Origin of the sequence: Streptococcus australis (assembly GCF_047463015.1) — a bacterium.
GTDB classification, from domain to species: Bacteria; Bacillota; Bacilli; order Lactobacillales; family Streptococcaceae; genus Streptococcus; species Streptococcus australis_F.
Map to the genome: position 1 here is coordinate 211,141 of NZ_JASHER010000001.1, position 16,140 is coordinate 227,280.

The 16,140-nt window shown below is 42.9% G+C and carries 13 protein-coding genes; 2 read left to right on the forward strand and 11 right to left on the reverse strand.

All coding sequences use genetic code 11. The features are described from left to right. Window positions 1-334: 334 nt before the first annotated feature. Both QM873_RS00990 and QM873_RS00995 read right to left on the reverse strand, forming a co-directional pair. Complete coding sequence (locus tag QM873_RS00990) at window positions 335-967, reverse strand: SGNH/GDSL hydrolase family protein (RefSeq protein WP_414278647.1); 633 nt, start codon at window positions 965-967, stop codon at window positions 335-337. Between the two features lie 50 nt (window positions 968-1,017). Further along, the gene (locus tag QM873_RS00995; RefSeq protein WP_195550341.1) at window positions 1,018-1,851 is read right to left on the reverse strand and encodes a Cof-type HAD-IIB family hydrolase; all 834 of its coding nucleotides are present in this window, start codon (window positions 1,849-1,851) and stop codon (window positions 1,018-1,020) included. A 249-nt stretch (window positions 1,852-2,100) separates the two neighbouring features. Here QM873_RS00995 and QM873_RS01000 point away from each other — a divergent pair, with 249 nt between their 5' ends. After that, window positions 2,101-2,976, forward strand: a complete 876-nt coding sequence (locus tag QM873_RS01000) for an AraC family transcriptional regulator (protein ID WP_048688652.1) — start codon at window positions 2,101-2,103, stop codon at window positions 2,974-2,976. 92 nt (window positions 2,977-3,068) lie between these two features. On the opposite strand, the gene QM873_RS01005 is transcribed toward QM873_RS01000, so the two are convergent. The 5 genes from QM873_RS01005 to QM873_RS01025 form a co-directional block, all read right to left on the reverse strand. Beyond that, the gene (locus QM873_RS01005) at window positions 3,069-4,751 is read right to left on the reverse strand and encodes a MutS-related protein (RefSeq protein WP_414278648.1); all 1,683 of its coding nucleotides are present in this window, start codon (window positions 4,749-4,751) and stop codon (window positions 3,069-3,071) included. Between the two features lie 18 nt (window positions 4,752-4,769). Then, window positions 4,770-6,047, reverse strand: coding sequence for a CapA family protein (locus QM873_RS01010; protein ID WP_414278702.1), 1,278 nt, complete (start codon window positions 6,045-6,047; stop codon window positions 4,770-4,772). 591 nt (window positions 6,048-6,638) lie between these two features. Continuing rightward, window positions 6,639-7,574: a peptide-methionine (R)-S-oxide reductase MsrB gene (msrB, locus tag QM873_RS01015; protein ID WP_414278649.1), complete on the reverse strand. Its 936-nt coding sequence runs from the start codon at window positions 7,572-7,574 to the stop codon at window positions 6,639-6,641. Window positions 7,575-7,844: 270 nt separating this feature from the next. Continuing rightward, the gene (locus QM873_RS01020) at window positions 7,845-8,174 is read right to left on the reverse strand and encodes a helicase BlpT (protein ID WP_195213636.1); all 330 of its coding nucleotides are present in this window, start codon (window positions 8,172-8,174) and stop codon (window positions 7,845-7,847) included. Between the two features lie 210 nt (window positions 8,175-8,384). Further along, the gene (locus tag QM873_RS01025) at window positions 8,385-9,320 is read right to left on the reverse strand and encodes a dihydroorotate oxidase (protein WP_414278650.1); all 936 of its coding nucleotides are present in this window, start codon (window positions 9,318-9,320) and stop codon (window positions 8,385-8,387) included. A gap of 374 nt (window positions 9,321-9,694) precedes the next feature. Here QM873_RS01025 and gdhA point away from each other — a divergent pair, with 374 nt between their 5' ends. After that, on the forward strand, window positions 9,695-11,041 hold the full coding sequence (gene gdhA, locus QM873_RS01030) for an NADP-specific glutamate dehydrogenase (RefSeq protein WP_117744673.1): 1,347 nt from the start codon (window positions 9,695-9,697) through the stop codon (window positions 11,039-11,041). 243 nt (window positions 11,042-11,284) lie between these two features. On the opposite strand, the gene dnaJ is transcribed toward gdhA, so the two are convergent. From dnaJ to grpE, 4 genes are all read right to left on the reverse strand, one after another. Next, entirely contained in the window at window positions 11,285-12,427 is a 1,143-nt protein-coding gene (dnaJ, locus tag QM873_RS01035; RefSeq protein ID WP_414278651.1) for a molecular chaperone DnaJ, read from the reverse strand. Between the two features lie 267 nt (window positions 12,428-12,694). Next, the gene (locus tag QM873_RS01040; protein ID WP_414278652.1) at window positions 12,695-13,327 is read right to left on the reverse strand and encodes a DJ-1/PfpI family protein; all 633 of its coding nucleotides are present in this window, start codon (window positions 13,325-13,327) and stop codon (window positions 12,695-12,697) included. A 191-nt stretch (window positions 13,328-13,518) separates the two neighbouring features. Beyond that, the gene (dnaK, locus tag QM873_RS01045) at window positions 13,519-15,342 is read right to left on the reverse strand and encodes a molecular chaperone DnaK (protein ID WP_414278653.1); all 1,824 of its coding nucleotides are present in this window, start codon (window positions 15,340-15,342) and stop codon (window positions 13,519-13,521) included. Between the two features lie 255 nt (window positions 15,343-15,597). Then, window positions 15,598-16,140 carry a nucleotide exchange factor GrpE gene (gene grpE / locus QM873_RS01050; protein ID WP_023027243.1) on the reverse strand — a complete coding sequence of 181 codons (543 nt, stop codon included), beginning with the start codon at window positions 16,138-16,140 and terminating at the stop codon, window positions 15,598-15,600.

Below are 16,140 nucleotides of genomic sequence, written 5' to 3' on the forward strand. Positions count from 1 at the left end.
AATGATAACTCTCCTTCAATAAAAATAATTGTCAGTCTTTGAACTGAATTCGACAAAGAGTGAAAACGTTTCAAATAACTTTACTATATCAATTTATCACGTTTTATTGTCCTTGTATAAGAATATGCTCACCGAACGCCTGGAACTATTACATAACACAAAGCAAAAATCTGTTCTGTTTCCGCAAACTATTTTATAACAGAAGTCATAAACCGCATAAGGGCAAGGTTTTTGCTTGTTGTAGAATTAGTACAAAATAGAGTGTTTCCCCAAACTGTTTTATAGAAAGCATAAAAAATCCTAGCTGGAAAATCATTTTCCTTGCTAGGATGGGTTAGATTTCGCTTTGAAGAGCCTTACTCAAGACTCTGTATCCTTCGATGGTTAGATGAAGACCATCTGTTGTATAAGCCGGTTTGAGCTGACCATCCTCTCCAAGCAAATGGTCAAAAACATTGATAAATTCAACATTTATCATCCCTTGGGCCAATTCGTGGTAGGCCTGGTTCAAGGTCTGAATCTTCTGATTGGTCCGGATATAAACTGTCCCCTTGTAGGGCTCTCCCTCATTCACAGGAAGAACCGAAACGAGTTTGATTTGCACCAAGGGCAAGAGTCGTACCATCTCCTGCAAGATGATGCTCATGTTATCAATGGTTTCCGACAGGGGCATTTCCTTACCAATGTCATTAGTTCCAATCAGCAAAAAGACCTTGTCCACTGCTTGACCAAAAATGTGGGCATCTAGATGCTCTCTTAAGAGGTCTGTCTTGTAGCCTCTAATCCCCCGATTCACCATATACTGATCCGTCAACAGCAACTCTTGAAGGGGATAGTATTCGACGATAGAGTCTCCTATAAAAAGAATATCGGGTTCCCTCAAAGGATTTTGATTCAGTTCTCGGTAATTCTTCTGTATTTTTGCCTGTTCTTTCAACAGCCAGGTCTCCAATAATTGTACAGCCATAAAGGCTCCTTTCGATTCGTATAGTAGAAACTGTGCAAGGTAGGATAGGCCTAGTCGAAGCAGAGCCTTCCATCCAAGTAAGCTTCGATGACTTCGTAGACCCCCTGATTCTGATGAGAAGGTGCCGTATAGCGGGCTGCTTGTCGCGCATGGGGATCCGCATTTTCCATTGCATAGGAATAGGTCGCTAACTCAAGCATCTCGACATCGTTTTGGCTATCGCCAAATGCCATCAGATGCCCACCATCCACGCCCCAGCGTTCTTCTAAGAATTGAATGGCCGTAGCCTTATTGACACCCGGTTGCAGAATATCAATGGCTCCATAGCCACTAGCTGCTGGAAGCAGGCGCTCTCCAAACTTTTCTCGCAGCTCTTGCACAAAATCTTCGACTTTTTCAGTCTCCGTGACGACACTTAACTTCAAAACTTGCTCGCCATGTTCATGGACCAAATCATCCACAAAGCGCATCCGTTTGTAAAAAGCAGCCGCTAACTCAGGCGTCATCAATTGCTCTAAAAGAGGAAACTCTGTTCCTTTCTTGGCATAGCCTCCCGATAAGCTACTAACGACCAGGTGGAGTTCTTCTTCTCGGCCTTCTAGATAACGCAAGACCTCCTGCACCAGCTCTTCCGGCCAGCTGCACTCTCGGATGAGCTTTCCCTTCTCTAATATCCGTGCCCCATTAGCCAGCACCAAGGTGACGCGATCTTTCAAGTCTTCCAATACATGAGCCATACGACTATAGCCATTTCCTGTCGCAATGACAAAGGGAATCCCTCTTTGGTCTAACTGATCCAAGATGCGGCTCAAGCGCTCATGGTCTACTTCTCCTTGCTCGTCCATCAGAGTGCCATCCATATCTGTCGCAATCATTTGTAGCATACCGCCACCTCTTTCCATCTTTCCCCTATTATACACCATTCCCTCATCATTTTGGAACCTTCTCTCCCTTAAATCCTCCCTCTCCTCCTTCCTTAAAATTTAAGAAATTCCATCGAATCCTCTTTAATTTTTGGTCCAATTTTATTATAATATAGATAGTAGATTTTCCCTGTATGAAGTAACTAGCAGACCCTTTCACACACTTGGAAAAAACGTCTGCTACTCCCGAAAAAGATCTAAGAGGTAGGCATGAACACAAAGACCTTATACCGCCAAACATCCTTTACCAATAGCGATTTCCCTTTTTCAATCAAACAGATTAGCACCCAAAATGGCCAGCCAGATATCTTATTTCATTGGCACACCGATATTGAGATTATTTATGTCAATGAAGGGACTGCTCAGTTCCATATCGACTATGAATATTTTAATAGTCAGCCTGGTGATATTATTTTGATCCGACCCAATGCACTTCACTCCATCCACCCCATCCAGAGTTCTTCCCATACCATGGATGTCCTGCATTTTAATTTGGACCTGATTGGGATTACCCATAAAAATATCGCCACTCTAAAATATTTACAACCTCTCTACAATGGGGATTTTGAATTTGTCCGACGCATTCAAGCTCAATCACCCGGTTACGAAGAAATCAAACAGAGCCTCTTAACCTGTATGGCAAACGGAAGAGAACAAGGCCCCTTCTATGAACTCCGACTTAAATCCCAGCTCAATGAACTCCTCTATCTCCTCTTCTCCCATAACTATATCGTCGAGAAAAAGTTCTCAACGGACGCTTATCGGAGAGAAGAAAAAATCCGCTTAGTCCTCGACCATATTTCGAACCATTACCAAGAGGAGCTCATGATTGAGCATTTGGCAGAGCTGTGCCATTTTAGCCCGACCCACTTCATGAATTTCTTTAAGAAACAATTAGGGCTCTCTTGTATGGAGTACATCATTCAATATCGGCTGAAAAAAGCGGCCCATCTCCTCCAGCATTCCGATCAGGCAATCATTGATATCGCGAGCCAATCCGGCTTCAACAACCTCTCAAACTTTAATCGCCAGTTCAAGAAATACTATCAGGTTACTCCAAGCCAATACCGAAAAGCTTGTCTTTAACCAATAGAACAAATAATAAAAGCACATGAAACACAAGTGAAGTTTGCGTTTTATGTGCTTTTAATGTTTTTCAACAGAAGATCTGATACAACCTAGCAACCTTCCTCTTTATCACTCAACATTCTATTTAAAGACCATTTCCCTGTCTTTTCATATTGTCCAATTAATTTTTGGGAAGCTTGAGTGATTTCCGAAGGAAAATAGAGGCTTTTTAATGTATTGACCGCATTCTTCGTTACTGCTGCTCCCTGCTTTATCTGATAATCAAAGACGATTTTCCCGTCAACATAGCGACTGTCAAAATGATAATTATCATTTACTGCACCAGATGCTGCAACTAGCTCAATATCATGACTCGAAATCATATACAAGCAATCGTGTCTCGATAGCCAGCGGACAATCCCTAAGCCAGACCCAATTCGCTCAATGGTATTGGTTCCCTTAAAGAGTTCATCAATAAAGAAATAATGAAAACCTGACTTTTCCAGACTCTCAATCATTCGGAGAATTGTTTTACTCTCTGTAATAAAATAACTATCTCCAACCTCGATATCATCGCTGACATCCATAGAGGTCATGACATGTCCATAAGAAAGCTCCAAACTGTCACCATAAGCGAAGCCCAAGCCCTGCGCTAAAATACAGTTAATGGCTACCATTTTCAAATAAGTGGATTTTCCGGAGGCATTATCTCCACTGATCACCATATTTTTTTCAAAAGTGACGTCATTAGCAACCGGATCCGCTAGTAAAGGATGGTAGATCCCCTTTCCTTTAATCCCAGCTTCTTCCTTAAAATTGGGATGACAAACCAAATTACCATCACGCTTATGGCGTAGAAGGCTGATAGCTACTTCCAATTCGCCCAAAAGATTGATTGTTTCCTGCGCTTCTTTCTGATGAGTCCTCACTTGCTGGTAGATATAGATTTGGGCAATCTGCGGAATTAAGAAAAGAAAATTAAGGTAAATCAGGATAATTTCCATCTCGGAGCTTCCTGTTGGACTTTGTAAGATGCTGGAAATGACTTTCGTCTTCTTAAATGGTTGGACAGCCTGTTTGAAGGCTTCTTGTTTTGGTAGCGCTAGACGGCTCAGCTTTTCCGCTGAAGCAAAGATACGAACCAAGTAACTAACTTGATCCAAGCGCAGTTTATTCGACCAATTCCGAATGCTCGAAAAAATGATATTAAACGTCACACTCGCTATCAAGACTGACATGGCTTGAATTTGAAAAAACGGAAGAAAGAAAAGAGAGAGGACTGGCAAACACGCTAAAAAAATATAGAGAGAAAGATAAATCCTCGAATCTTGCTTCCCTGGATTCGCCACAATACTTCTAGCCATATTGTGGTTCTTTTTTCCTAACTGGTTCATAACAACCTGAACCTTCAGACGAAGATCCGTGTGATGTTCAAAGAAATCTTCTAACTCCTGCAAAGATGCATCTGGTTGAAAGTTTATCAAACGCATCTTCTGATACAAGGCCTCTGCCCCAATACTAGACTGTGTATGGTTCAGCTGATCAAAGACTCTATGCATGTCTAAATCATGCCAAGTTTGACCATCTACTTGACTATCCGTTGGCTGGAATGTAGATGCCAAAAGCATCGTTTCCACTAAACTCTCTTCACTATCATTTTTTATAAAAAAAGGTTTTCCCTCCCAAGCCTTGGCTAATTTTTTTCTCAGACGAATCGTTGCTATCCGATTTGTTAGAACCATAATGATGATCAGTCCAACAAATCCAATTGGTAACCATCCAAGTTTATCCATTCCTACATTCGCCCCTTCCTACTGCCAATTCAGATTCACACGGTCCTTCACTTCCTGGTAGGCTGTATCGACACGCGCCTTTGTTTCATCATCCAATTGGTCCCGGTACTTGCCGCCTTCAATCCAGTCCTCCAAGATATAGGTCTGGAAATGATAGAGTTCATAGCCTTCAGGAGAATAACTGTCCTTGGGCGTCCGGTTGACCCAAGTAGGATGAGCTGTGGCCGTTTTGATCCGTGTCTTGCGCCCTACCTTCTCAATGGTGATATCCATCAGGACCCCTCGTTCGGTCCATTGCGCATTGTCTATCCCTTCCATGGTTTCCATCCGCTGATTGGAAAGGAAATTCCCCATAGAATAAACGACCAATTTCTGTTGCCCATCCTTATCCACAATCTCAGCAGGCTGGACGACATGAGGATGACCGCCCAAGACGATATCCGCCCCCCAAGAAATCATCTTATGGTATAGCTCCTTTTGTTCCTCTGATGGCTCTAACTCATATTCAATCCCCATCTGAGGCATGACAATAGTTACGTCCGCTTCCATCTCAGCTTTTTGGATTTCTTGACGCATCCGCTCCTCATTGAGGTCCGATAGACGATTATCATAGTCCTCTTGTTCTAGATTATATTCCATCCCATTAAATCCGTAGGAGTAGGCCAAAATTGCAATCTTGATTCCATTTACCTCCTTGATCAGGATAGGGGCTTGCTCTCTCGTCTCATGCGGGTAGACACCAACCGTTTGGATCCCCTCGTCTTCAAAGGCCTTTGCAGTCGAAAACAGCCCTTCCAAGCCAGAATCGAGGATATGGTTATGTCCCAGGTCCATCACCTGATAGCCTGCATCCTTAATCGAAGCAACCACCTCCCCAGGGGCATTGAAAATCGGATAGCCCGAAAGCCCATAATCCGAATTAATGGTCCCTTCAAAATCCCCCAAGACCAGATCTCCTTGCTTCAACCATTCCTGAGCATAGTGATAATTCTCAGAAAAATCATAGCTTCCATCTTCCTTGGCGGCACTCATATAAATCAAGTCATGATAGAGTTGATCTCCATTTGCCATGATCCGAGCCGTATGAGGTAACTGATCCGGATGAACTTCTTCTTGCTTTTCAACGACTTCCGGCATTTCTAGCGCTGTAATGGGAAAACCATTCCATTTTTGAACCCACAAGACCAGATTTGCTGCCGCAAATACTGTAATCAGCAAACCGTAGACAAACTGTTCGTTGGTCAAGCGAAAAGCGGTCACTTTTCCCAAGCCAATATCAAGCCAGTCGTTGAGCATCCTGAGGATATCTTTCCCAAGCTCGCTCCATCTCTTTAAGAGATCCTTCCAATTCTTCATCATCTTCTCTTCCTATTCAATTCTCTTACACTTGTCAAAGGCCTCTCCCTAGCATCTTGATGCTACCTTTTACATTCTCACACTTCTCTAACATTCCAACTTTCTCATCTCAGGTTTATACAATGAGCCACTAAAACCACATCAAACCTAGTATTCATTGAAATGCTTTCTCTTCATTGTATCACAAATTTTAAGAAGAGAAAAAAGAGAGCAGGACAGAAGCGCCATTGTTTAGAAACGCTTCATCGTCCTGCTCCTGCACAGTTGATTAATTCATGTAAATGATCAATCATCACTTCTTATCGTTTGATTTGGACAAGCTAATCGCAACCATGACAAGACTCAGGAAAAAGGCCGAAAGCAACCCTTTTGTTGTCCCGATTCATAAAAGGTTGATGGAATACAAAATGATTATAGGCAGTAAATCCTAATCCAATCAGAGTTACCATAGCCGAAAGTGAAAAAATTGTTAACCACAAATTTCTATTTTTCATCATAAACTCCGTTTTTCGATCTAATAGAAAGGCCCTCTTATTTCAAAGCCTTTAACAAATATCCATAACCTTCTCGCTCCATTTCCTCTTTTGGAACAAAACGCAGAGAGGCCGAATTGATACAGTAGCGAAGGCCTCCTTGGTCTTTTGGTCCATCGGTGAAGACATGGCCGAGATGGGCATTGCCTGAGCGGGAACGAACTTCGATCCGCTCCATTCCGTGGCTATGGTCCTGGTAATAGTGGAGAACATCTTTGGCAATGGGACGGGAGAAACTTGGCCATCCACAGCCAGACGCAAACTTGTCCTTTCCAAAGAAAAGAGGTTCCCCAGTCGTAATATCCACATAAATGCCCTCTTCAAAGGTCTGGTCATAGGCATTGTTGAAAGGACGCTCCGTCGCACTTTCTTGGGTGACTTGGTACTGCTCCTCTGTCAATCGTGCCTTTAATTCCTCCTGACTAGGCTTTGGATAAGTTGCCGGATCAATCAAGGGTTGATCGGCATCTGTCACATCGATATGGCAATAGCCTCCAGGATTCTTCTTGAGATAGTCTTGATGGTAGTCCTCAGCCAAGATATAATGGCGTAACGGTTCTAGCTCAACTGCGATCTTACTTCCCAGTTGCTTTTCTTGTTCCGCAAACACTTGGGCGATCACCTCACGATCTGCCTCGTCTCGGTAATAGACACCCGTCCGGTACTGGCGCCCTCGATCATTTCCCTGCTTGTTAATGGACAAGGGATCAATTACGCGGAAGTAATAGAGCAAAATCGCACGTAGAGTGATCTTATCTGGATCATAGACGACCTGAACGGTCTCTGCGTGATCCGTTTCTTTGATCAATTGGTAATTGGTCGTTTCCACCTGGCCATTGGCATACCCCACCGTTGTCTTTTCTACACCAGGGATCCGTGAGAAATACTCCTCTAAGCCCCAAAAACAGCCACCTGCTAGATAAATCTCTGCCATCTTTTTTCCTCGCTTCCCGCATTCCCTACAAGGAACGCTTGACATCTATTAGCTCCATCATAATCCAATAGCCTCAGATTTTCAAGGATTCTGCATCAAAAATCCCTTCTACTGTACTAGTAAAAGGGATTCGGAGATGCTTATTTTTCAAATAAGAAAAAGAGCGAGTAACCAAGATTCCGTATAGATACTAAAAACTGATGAAAAAAATCATGCACGAGAGACATGTCACACACCTCCTCAATATTTCTTAAGCAAACACTCAGTGGCTTACAAGATCATGCTTGGTCCATATACCTGTAACTGAGGCTTCACCCTGTCATAATGAAAGCGATCATACACTTTCCAAGCTTGGAATGTTGCTTCATTTAAGCGCAGGGCACTCAAACCGATCAAGAAGCTCGCTCTTTGATAGAACTTCTCTAGCTCCATTAAGACACGATTGTCCACACGCTCTGCCTTTTTTAAATAACGAAGGATATAGTCCAGATTTTCCTGAAATCGGACTGCGTCTGAACTGGTCTGGGAATCCGCCGAAAAGGAGTCCTCAATAGCTTGAATAGGAAGCAAGGCTTCCTGAATAAAGTCACTAGCCCCCATGCTAATCACCTTCCTTTCCAAACCTTCCAAAAAAGAACCAAACTCTATCTCCACCTATCTCTTTCCATCTTCATTGTACACCTTTTCCTTTAAAATGGAGCACTATATAGGTGAAAAACACCTAAAACTAGGAACAGTTTTGTTCATCGTTGACACGATAACTTTAAAAACCTCCCCAAGTTGGTACTTGAAGAGGTTCTTTTAGAAAGATTAGTCAATGTAGTGCAATTTCCCACGGAAATCTTCTAGGCTTTGGTAGCCTTTTTCTTCCATGATGGCTTTGAGCTCCGCAGTGATGCGGTCAAAAGCTCCAACTCCTTCTTTATGAAGCGTGGTTCCGATTTGCACCATGCTAGCGCCACAAAGGATATGCTCAAAGGCATCACGACCAGTCAAGACTCCACCGGTTCCCACTATCTGAATTTCTGGATTCAAACGTTGGTAAAAGGCATGGACATTGGCCAGAGCAGTTGGTTTGATATATTCACCACCAATTCCACCAAAACCGTTCTTCGGACGAATCACAACGGATTCATCCTCGATATAAAGGCCATTTCCGATCGAGTTGACGCAGTTGACAAACTTGAGTGGATATTTGTTAAAGATCGCTGCCGCTTGATCGAAGTGGACAATATCAAAATAAGGTGGCAACTTGATGCCAAGAGGTTTGGTGAAATAGGCAAAGACCTCTGACAAGATCCGATCAGTTGTCTCAAAATCATAGGCAATCTGAGGTTTCCCAGGGACATTGGGGCAGGATAGGTTCAATTCTGTCAAGCCTTTAAAATCACTGTTTTGCACCTTTTTCAGGATGGTATGGGTCTCTTCAGGAGACATGCCGACAAGAGATAGAAAGAAGGTCCGATCTGGATCGCTTTCTTGCAATTCTAACAAGTAATCCAAATAATAGTCCAAGCCTTGGTTGGGAAGGCCCATCGAATTGATTGAGCCAAGTGGCACGTCTTGGTAGCGTGGCTCTGGATTTCCAGCGCGGAACTCCAAGGTTGCTGTCTTGGTCACAAAAGTCCCAGCAGCTGAATTCTTCACTTCCTCTAATTCCTCAGTAGTCATACAGGCTACCCCTGCCGCATTCATCAGGCAGTTGTCAAATTCAAAACCAGCAATTTGCGTCTTTGTCGATACCATCTTCTACTCCTTGAAATAAGTTCTTACAGTCATTATAGCATGAAAATGTCCCCTAGAGTTCAGAAAACTAGAAATTCAGATAGAACGTCCGGAAATAGAAAAATTGTCCTCTATTTCTCTCTCTTTCTAGAGATTATTGTAAAGAAATACCGTACATATTCAGATGATTGTTACCTATATGAAGCTAATTCAGTCTACTCAAATTCAAGTCGTGAAAATTTTCAGAAAATTCAACTTTTTTCTTTACAAGTCAAAAAAAGTCTGCTATAATTGTCCACGTAATAAAATATGACATTGCTTCTAGCAGTGCCTTCATACTCCAGTAAGACAGCAACCTTGCTGGCATTCGTTTCAATAAAAAAAGGAGAAACAAGATGACAACTGCAAAAGAATATATCCAAAGCACTTTCGAAACCGTAAAAGCTCGCAACGGCCATGAAGCAGAATTCCTTCAAGCTGTTGAAGAGTTCCTAAGCACTTTGGAACCTGTATTTGAAAAACATCCAGAATACATTGAAGAAAACATCTTGGCCCGTATCACTGAGCCAGAACGCGTGATTTCTTTCCGTGTTCCTTGGGTAGACCGTGATGGAAAGGTGCAAGTGAACCGTGGTTACCGTGTCCAATTTAACTCAGCTGTAGGTCCATATAAAGGCGGACTTCGTTTCCACCCAACTGTAAACCAAGGGATCTTGAAATTCCTCGGCTTCGAACAAATCTTTAAAAACGTCTTGACTGGCCTTCCTATCGGTGGAGGTAAAGGTGGTTCAGACTTCGATCCTAAAGGCAAAACTGATGCTGAAGTGATGCGCTTCTGCCAAAGCTTCATGACTGAATTGCAAAAATACATCGGACCATCTCTTGACGTCCCAGCTGGTGATATCGGGGTTGGTGGACGTGAGATTGGTTACCTCTACGGTCAATACAAACGCCTTAACCAATTTGATGCCGGTGTCTTGACTGGTAAACCTCTTGGTTTTGGTGGTAGCTTGATCCGTCCAGAAGCAACTGGTTACGGCTTGGTTTACTATACTGAAGAAATGCTTAAAGCTAACGGCGACAGCTTTGCTGGTAAGAAAGTCGTGATCTCAGGTTCTGGTAACGTAGCCCAATACGCTCTTCAAAAAGCAACTGAACTTGGTGCAACTGTCATCTCAGTCTCTGACTCAAACGGCTATGTCATCGACGAAAACGGTATTGATTTTGACCTTCTTACAGACGTCAAAGAAAAACGCCGTGCTCGTTTGACAGAATACGCTGCAGAAAAACCAACTGCTACCTACTACGAAGGTTCTGTATGGACTTACGCTGGCAACTATGACATCGCCCTTCCATGTGCGACTCAAAATGAGATTAACGGTGAAGCTGCGAAACGTTTGGTTGCTCAAGGGGTTAAAGTTGTATCTGAAGGAGCTAACATGCCTAGCGACCTTGAAGCTATCAAAGTCTACAAAGAAAATGGTATCCTTTACGGACCTGCTAAAGCTGCCAATGCTGGTGGGGTTGCTGTATCTGCTCTTGAAATGAGCCAAAACAGCCTCCGTCTTTCATGGACACGTGAAGAAGTGGATGGTCGTTTGAAAGATATCATGACCAACATCTTCAACACTGCTAAAACAACTGCAGAAACCTACGGTCTTGGTAAAGATTACCTTGCTGGTGCCAACATCGCAGCCTTTGAAAATGTTGCAAACGCTATGATTGCCCAAGGTATTGTTTAATTTGATTCTTTTGCCACACCTCTGAAACTCCTAGTTTCGGAGGTGTTTTTTTGATAAAAAAAGAGAGTGGGACAAAAGTCCTAGCCTCTCAATTGTCTTTGGATTGTCGAGCAAGACGCAGTGGTTGAGTGAGCTCTACTACGCTGATTTCATCAGCTTTTATAGCCCTACTCAACTGTGCGGAGGTGGGACGACGAAATCGAATTCTAACGAATTACCGATTTCTGTCCCACTCTCTTATTTTTATAAATCATCTAAGGCATCTTTCACCTTATCAAAGAAGCCTTTTTTCTTTGGACTTACCTTGATATCACCAGCTTCCGCAAATGCACGAAGGGCTTCTTTTTGCTTGTCATTTAGACCTGTTGGTGTCACCACATTAACAGTTACATATTGATCTCCCACAGATCCACCACGCAAGCTTGGTGCTCCTTTGCCACGGAGGCGGAATTTCTTACCAGTCTGGGTTCCTTCAGGGATGACTAAGTCGACATCGCCGTGAACCGTTGGTACATGGACCGTATCTCCAAGAGCAGCTTGAACAACGTTCAAGTTCAATTTATAGTAGATGGTTGATCCATCCCGTTCGAATTTGTCGCTTGGCTCAACATTGACGACTACATAAAGGTCTCCGTACGGGCCCCCATTAAAGCCAGCTTCTCCTTGTCCAGAGAGGCGGATTTGTTGACCTGTTTCGACCCCAGCAGGGATTTTCACGCTAACACTGTGGGCTTGTTTCTCATGCCCAGTCCCATGACAGGTAGTACAAGGATCCTTAACTTCCTTTCCTCGACCATGGCAGACATCACAGGTGACTTGGCGACGCATCATCCCAAGTGGAGTTTGCGTATCCACATTGATGACACCCGAACCATGACAGCGTCCACAAGTTACTGGACTTGTTCCTGGCTTAGCACCAGTTCCATCACATGTCCGACAGCTAGCTTCCCGATGGTACTTCACTTCCTTCTCAGTTCCAAAGATGGCTTCTTCAAACTTGAGATTTACGCGGTACTGAAGATCATCCCCCTGACGTGGAGCATTGGGATTGCGACTTCCACCCCCACCAAAGAAGCTTGAGAAAATGTCCTCAAAGCCACCAAAGCCAGCGCCATCAAAACCACCGAAACCACCAGCTCCGCCACCGAAGCCACCAAAACCACCGTTGGCTCCTGCAGCACCGTATTGGTCATAAGCCGCCCGCTTTTGTTCGTCACTTAAAGTCTCATAAGCTTCTTGAACTTCCTTGTACTTTTCCTCAGCGCCAGGATCCTTGTTGATATCTGGGTGATATTTCTTAGATAATTTCCGATAGGCTTTCTTGATCTCATCTTGAGATGCATTTTTCGAAACGCCCAAACGGTCGTAAAATTCAGTATTGTTCATGCAAGATACTAAGAGCGAACAGAAAGCGACTGAAATTTAGGAAACCGACAAGAAATCCTGATTTCTTAGGAGGTTTATCTAATTTCCAAGCTTTCCGCTCGAGTTCAATTTCTCGAACACTCTTTATCCTTTCTATTGATATTGTGAATCAAACCACGATTTAGGTCGGGTTCAATTCTTTTCTTTTACATTGAGTAAGAAACTTCAGAGCTCAGCTACAATTTACCAAACACTCCTTGTTCCTTTCTATAATTTTCATGTAAATCTTTAGAGGCTGTTTTCTATACTCTGCTTCACTTGATCAAACTCTTCATCTGATAGAGTAAATATCAAATCCTCTTCAGCATACTCGTTCTGTTCTTTAAAATAGTTGTCCGTATTCTCTGCCAACCCTAGACTTAGAATCACTTTCCTTGCAAACTCTTGATGTGCAAAACCGATAGCCGTAATAATTTGTTTATCTTGGACAAGAACTTTCGGTTGGAAATTTTCACGTGGAAGAAATTCAAAATAGTCAAAGAAGTTTTGCCAAATTCCACCCGTAAATTTCGTGTCGTTCAACAAGCCTGCTTTGGCTAATAAAAGGGGGGCTGAAGAAATGGCTGCAATTAGGATATCTTGCTCATCAAGACTTCTCAAAAACGAGATCAATTTCTCATCTTGTAGAGCAGGTCCAATGTTAACCATTCCTGGCAAAATCACACAAGAATACTCTTCTATACGGATTTGATCTAGTGTTTTCGTTGGTTGACAGGGCAAGCCATCCTCAGAAACCACTATCGAATGATTTGAAGCGACATAATCAATCGTGATATCAAAAGACAGAGCTAAAGTACTTGTTAAAGCGGTTATCTCATAAAGAGAAAAATTAGGATAAATGATACAAAGTACTTTTTTCATACGCAACATCCTCTATTTTACCGAAAAACAGAGGCTGGGTTGCAACCTCTGGATTTCTTTTTATCATTTAGTTGTTAAGCTGAATTGAGCACGCCCTAACCTCTTGGTGAAAAAGATAAATCTTCCTAGAAACTAAAGTTTCTGCGTCAGATTTCCTATTTTCACTGTGAGGTTTTAACGGGCTTTGCATCTTACTTTTCAGTAAACTCTCCGTCTACGACGTCATCGCCTGCGTTGCCTGTTGCTTGTGCGCCTTCTGCTCCTGCTTGAGCTTGTTGCGCTGCTGCGGCTTGTTCGTAGAGTTTCACAGCAAGTCCTTGAGCTTTTTCGTTCAAGGCTTCAAGTTTTGCTTTCATTTCGTCCAAGTTGTTATCTTCTTGGGCTTTCTTAAGCTCATCAAGGGCAGCTTGTGCAGCATCACGTTCTGCATCGAAGCCTTTACCTTCAGTTTCTTTGATGGTCTTTTCAGTCGCAAAGATAGCTTGGTCTACTTCGTTACGAAGGTCTACTTCTTCTTTACGTTTCTTATCCGCTTCAGCGTTTGCTTCTGCATCTTTCATCATGCGGTCGATTTCTTCGTCTGTCAAACCTGAGTTTGATTGGATAACAATTGTTTGTTCTTTTTGAGTTCCAAGATCTTTCGCTTTAACAGATACGATACCATTCTTATCGATGTCAAATGTTACTTCGATTTGTGGGATACCACGAGGTGCAGCTGGGATATCAGTCAATTGGAAACGTCCAAGAGTCTTGTTATCTGCTGCCATTGGGCGTTCCCCTTGAAGAACATGGATATCAACGGCTGGTTGGTTGTCTGCTGCAGTTGAGAAGACTTGTGATTTAGATGTTGGGATAGGAGTGTTGCGGTCAATAAGTTTTGTGAATACTCCACCCATTGTTTCGATACCAAGTGACAATGGCGTTACGTCAAGAAGGACAACGTCTTTCACATCACCAGCGATGACACCACCTTGGATAGCAGCACCCATGGCAACAACTTCATCAGGGTTCACTGATTTGTTTGGTTCTTTACCAGTTTCAGCTTTAACAGCTTCTACAACGGCAGGAATACGAGTTGAACCACCGACAAGGATCACTTCGTCGATATCTGACAAGCTCAAACCTGCATCTGAAAGGGCTTGACGAACTGGAACTTTAGTACGTTCAACAAGGTCACGAGTCAAATCGTCAAATTTGGCACGAGTCAAAGTCATTTCCAAGTGAAGAGGTCCAGCCTCGCCAGCAGTGATGAATGGCAAGCTGATTTGAGTTGAAGTTACACCAGAAAGGTCTTTCTTCGCTTTTTCAGCTGCGTCTTTCAAACGTTGAAGCGCCATCTTGTCTGTTGACAAGTCGATACCGTTTTCTTTCTTGAATTCTGCAACCAAGTGGTCGATGATTTTTTGGTCAAAGTCGTCACCACCGAGTTTGTTATCCCCTGCAGTTGCCAATACTTCAAAGACACCATCACCGAGTTCGAGGATAGATACGTCGAATGTACCACCACCTAGGTCGAATACCAAGATTTTTTCTTCTTTGTCAGTCTTATCCAAACCGTAAGCAAGAGCCGCTGCAGTTGGTTCGTTGACGATACGTTCTACTTCAAGACCAGCAATTTTACCAGCGTCTTTAGTTGCTTGACGTTGAGCATCGTTGAAGTATGCAGGAACTGTGATAACAGCCTTGGTTACTTTTTCACCAAGGTAGTCTTCAGCGTAGCCTTTCAAGTATTGAAGGATCATAGCTGAGATTTCTTGTGGAGTGTACTCTTTACCGTTTGCAGAAACTTTTTCAGAAGTACCCATTTTAGATTTGATAGAGATCACTGTATCTGGGTTTGTTACTGCTTGACGTTTTGCTGCGTCACCAACGATGATTTCACCGTTTTTGAATGACACTACAGATGGAGTTGTGCGGTTTCCTTCAGGGTTTGCGATAATTTTTGATTCAATTCCTTCAAGAACTGCTACTGCTGAGTTTGTTGTACCTAAGTCAATACCGATAATTTTAGACATATGTTTTTCTCCTTAAATTTTATCTTCTTTTTTTCTTTTTGATACTCTTCTTAAGTGGCGACGCCGTCAGAGCTTGACTTCGTCAATCTCTTTGACTAAACTTTGAGCCTAAAATCTCAAAGTTTACGAAAATAGCGCCACGGCGAAGAGTATCGCCTTTGGTTCGCTTCGCTCACTATTGGCAAAGCTAAACCATTGTTTATCTTTCTTTCATAGTTTATTGTCGTTTCGGACAAGGTTTTTAAGTTCTCTAGCCTAGTTGTAGACAACCACCATGGCTGGGCGTAGGATCCGGTCATGGAGTTTGTAGCCTTTTTGGAAGACTTGTGCGATGGTATCAGCCGGATGCTCATCATCCGCTGGAACTGTTTGAATGGCCATGTGGTAGTTATGGTCAAATTCTCCGTCCGCTGCGATTTCTTCGATTCCTTCTTCTTTCAGAGCATGAATCAAGCTTTCTTGCACCATTTCCAAGCCTTTCTTCACATCATCTGTCAACCCTTCTACAGCAAGGGCACGTTCAAGGTTATCAAGTGATGGCAAGATTGCTTTTGCCAAATCTTGGCTACGATAGCGTTGCAAGAGCTGGCGTTCTTCATTGGCACGACGTTGAATATTTTGCATTTCTGCGTGGGCACGAAGGTATTTGTTTTCAAATTCTTCGGCACGCGCTTGTGCTTCTTCTAATTCAGAAGGTTGGTTGGTTTCCTCTACAACTTCTTCAGTTGTCTCGACAACTTCCTCTTCTTTCACGTCTTCTTTTTTGATTTCTTCTGTCAAGGCATACACCCCTTTCAT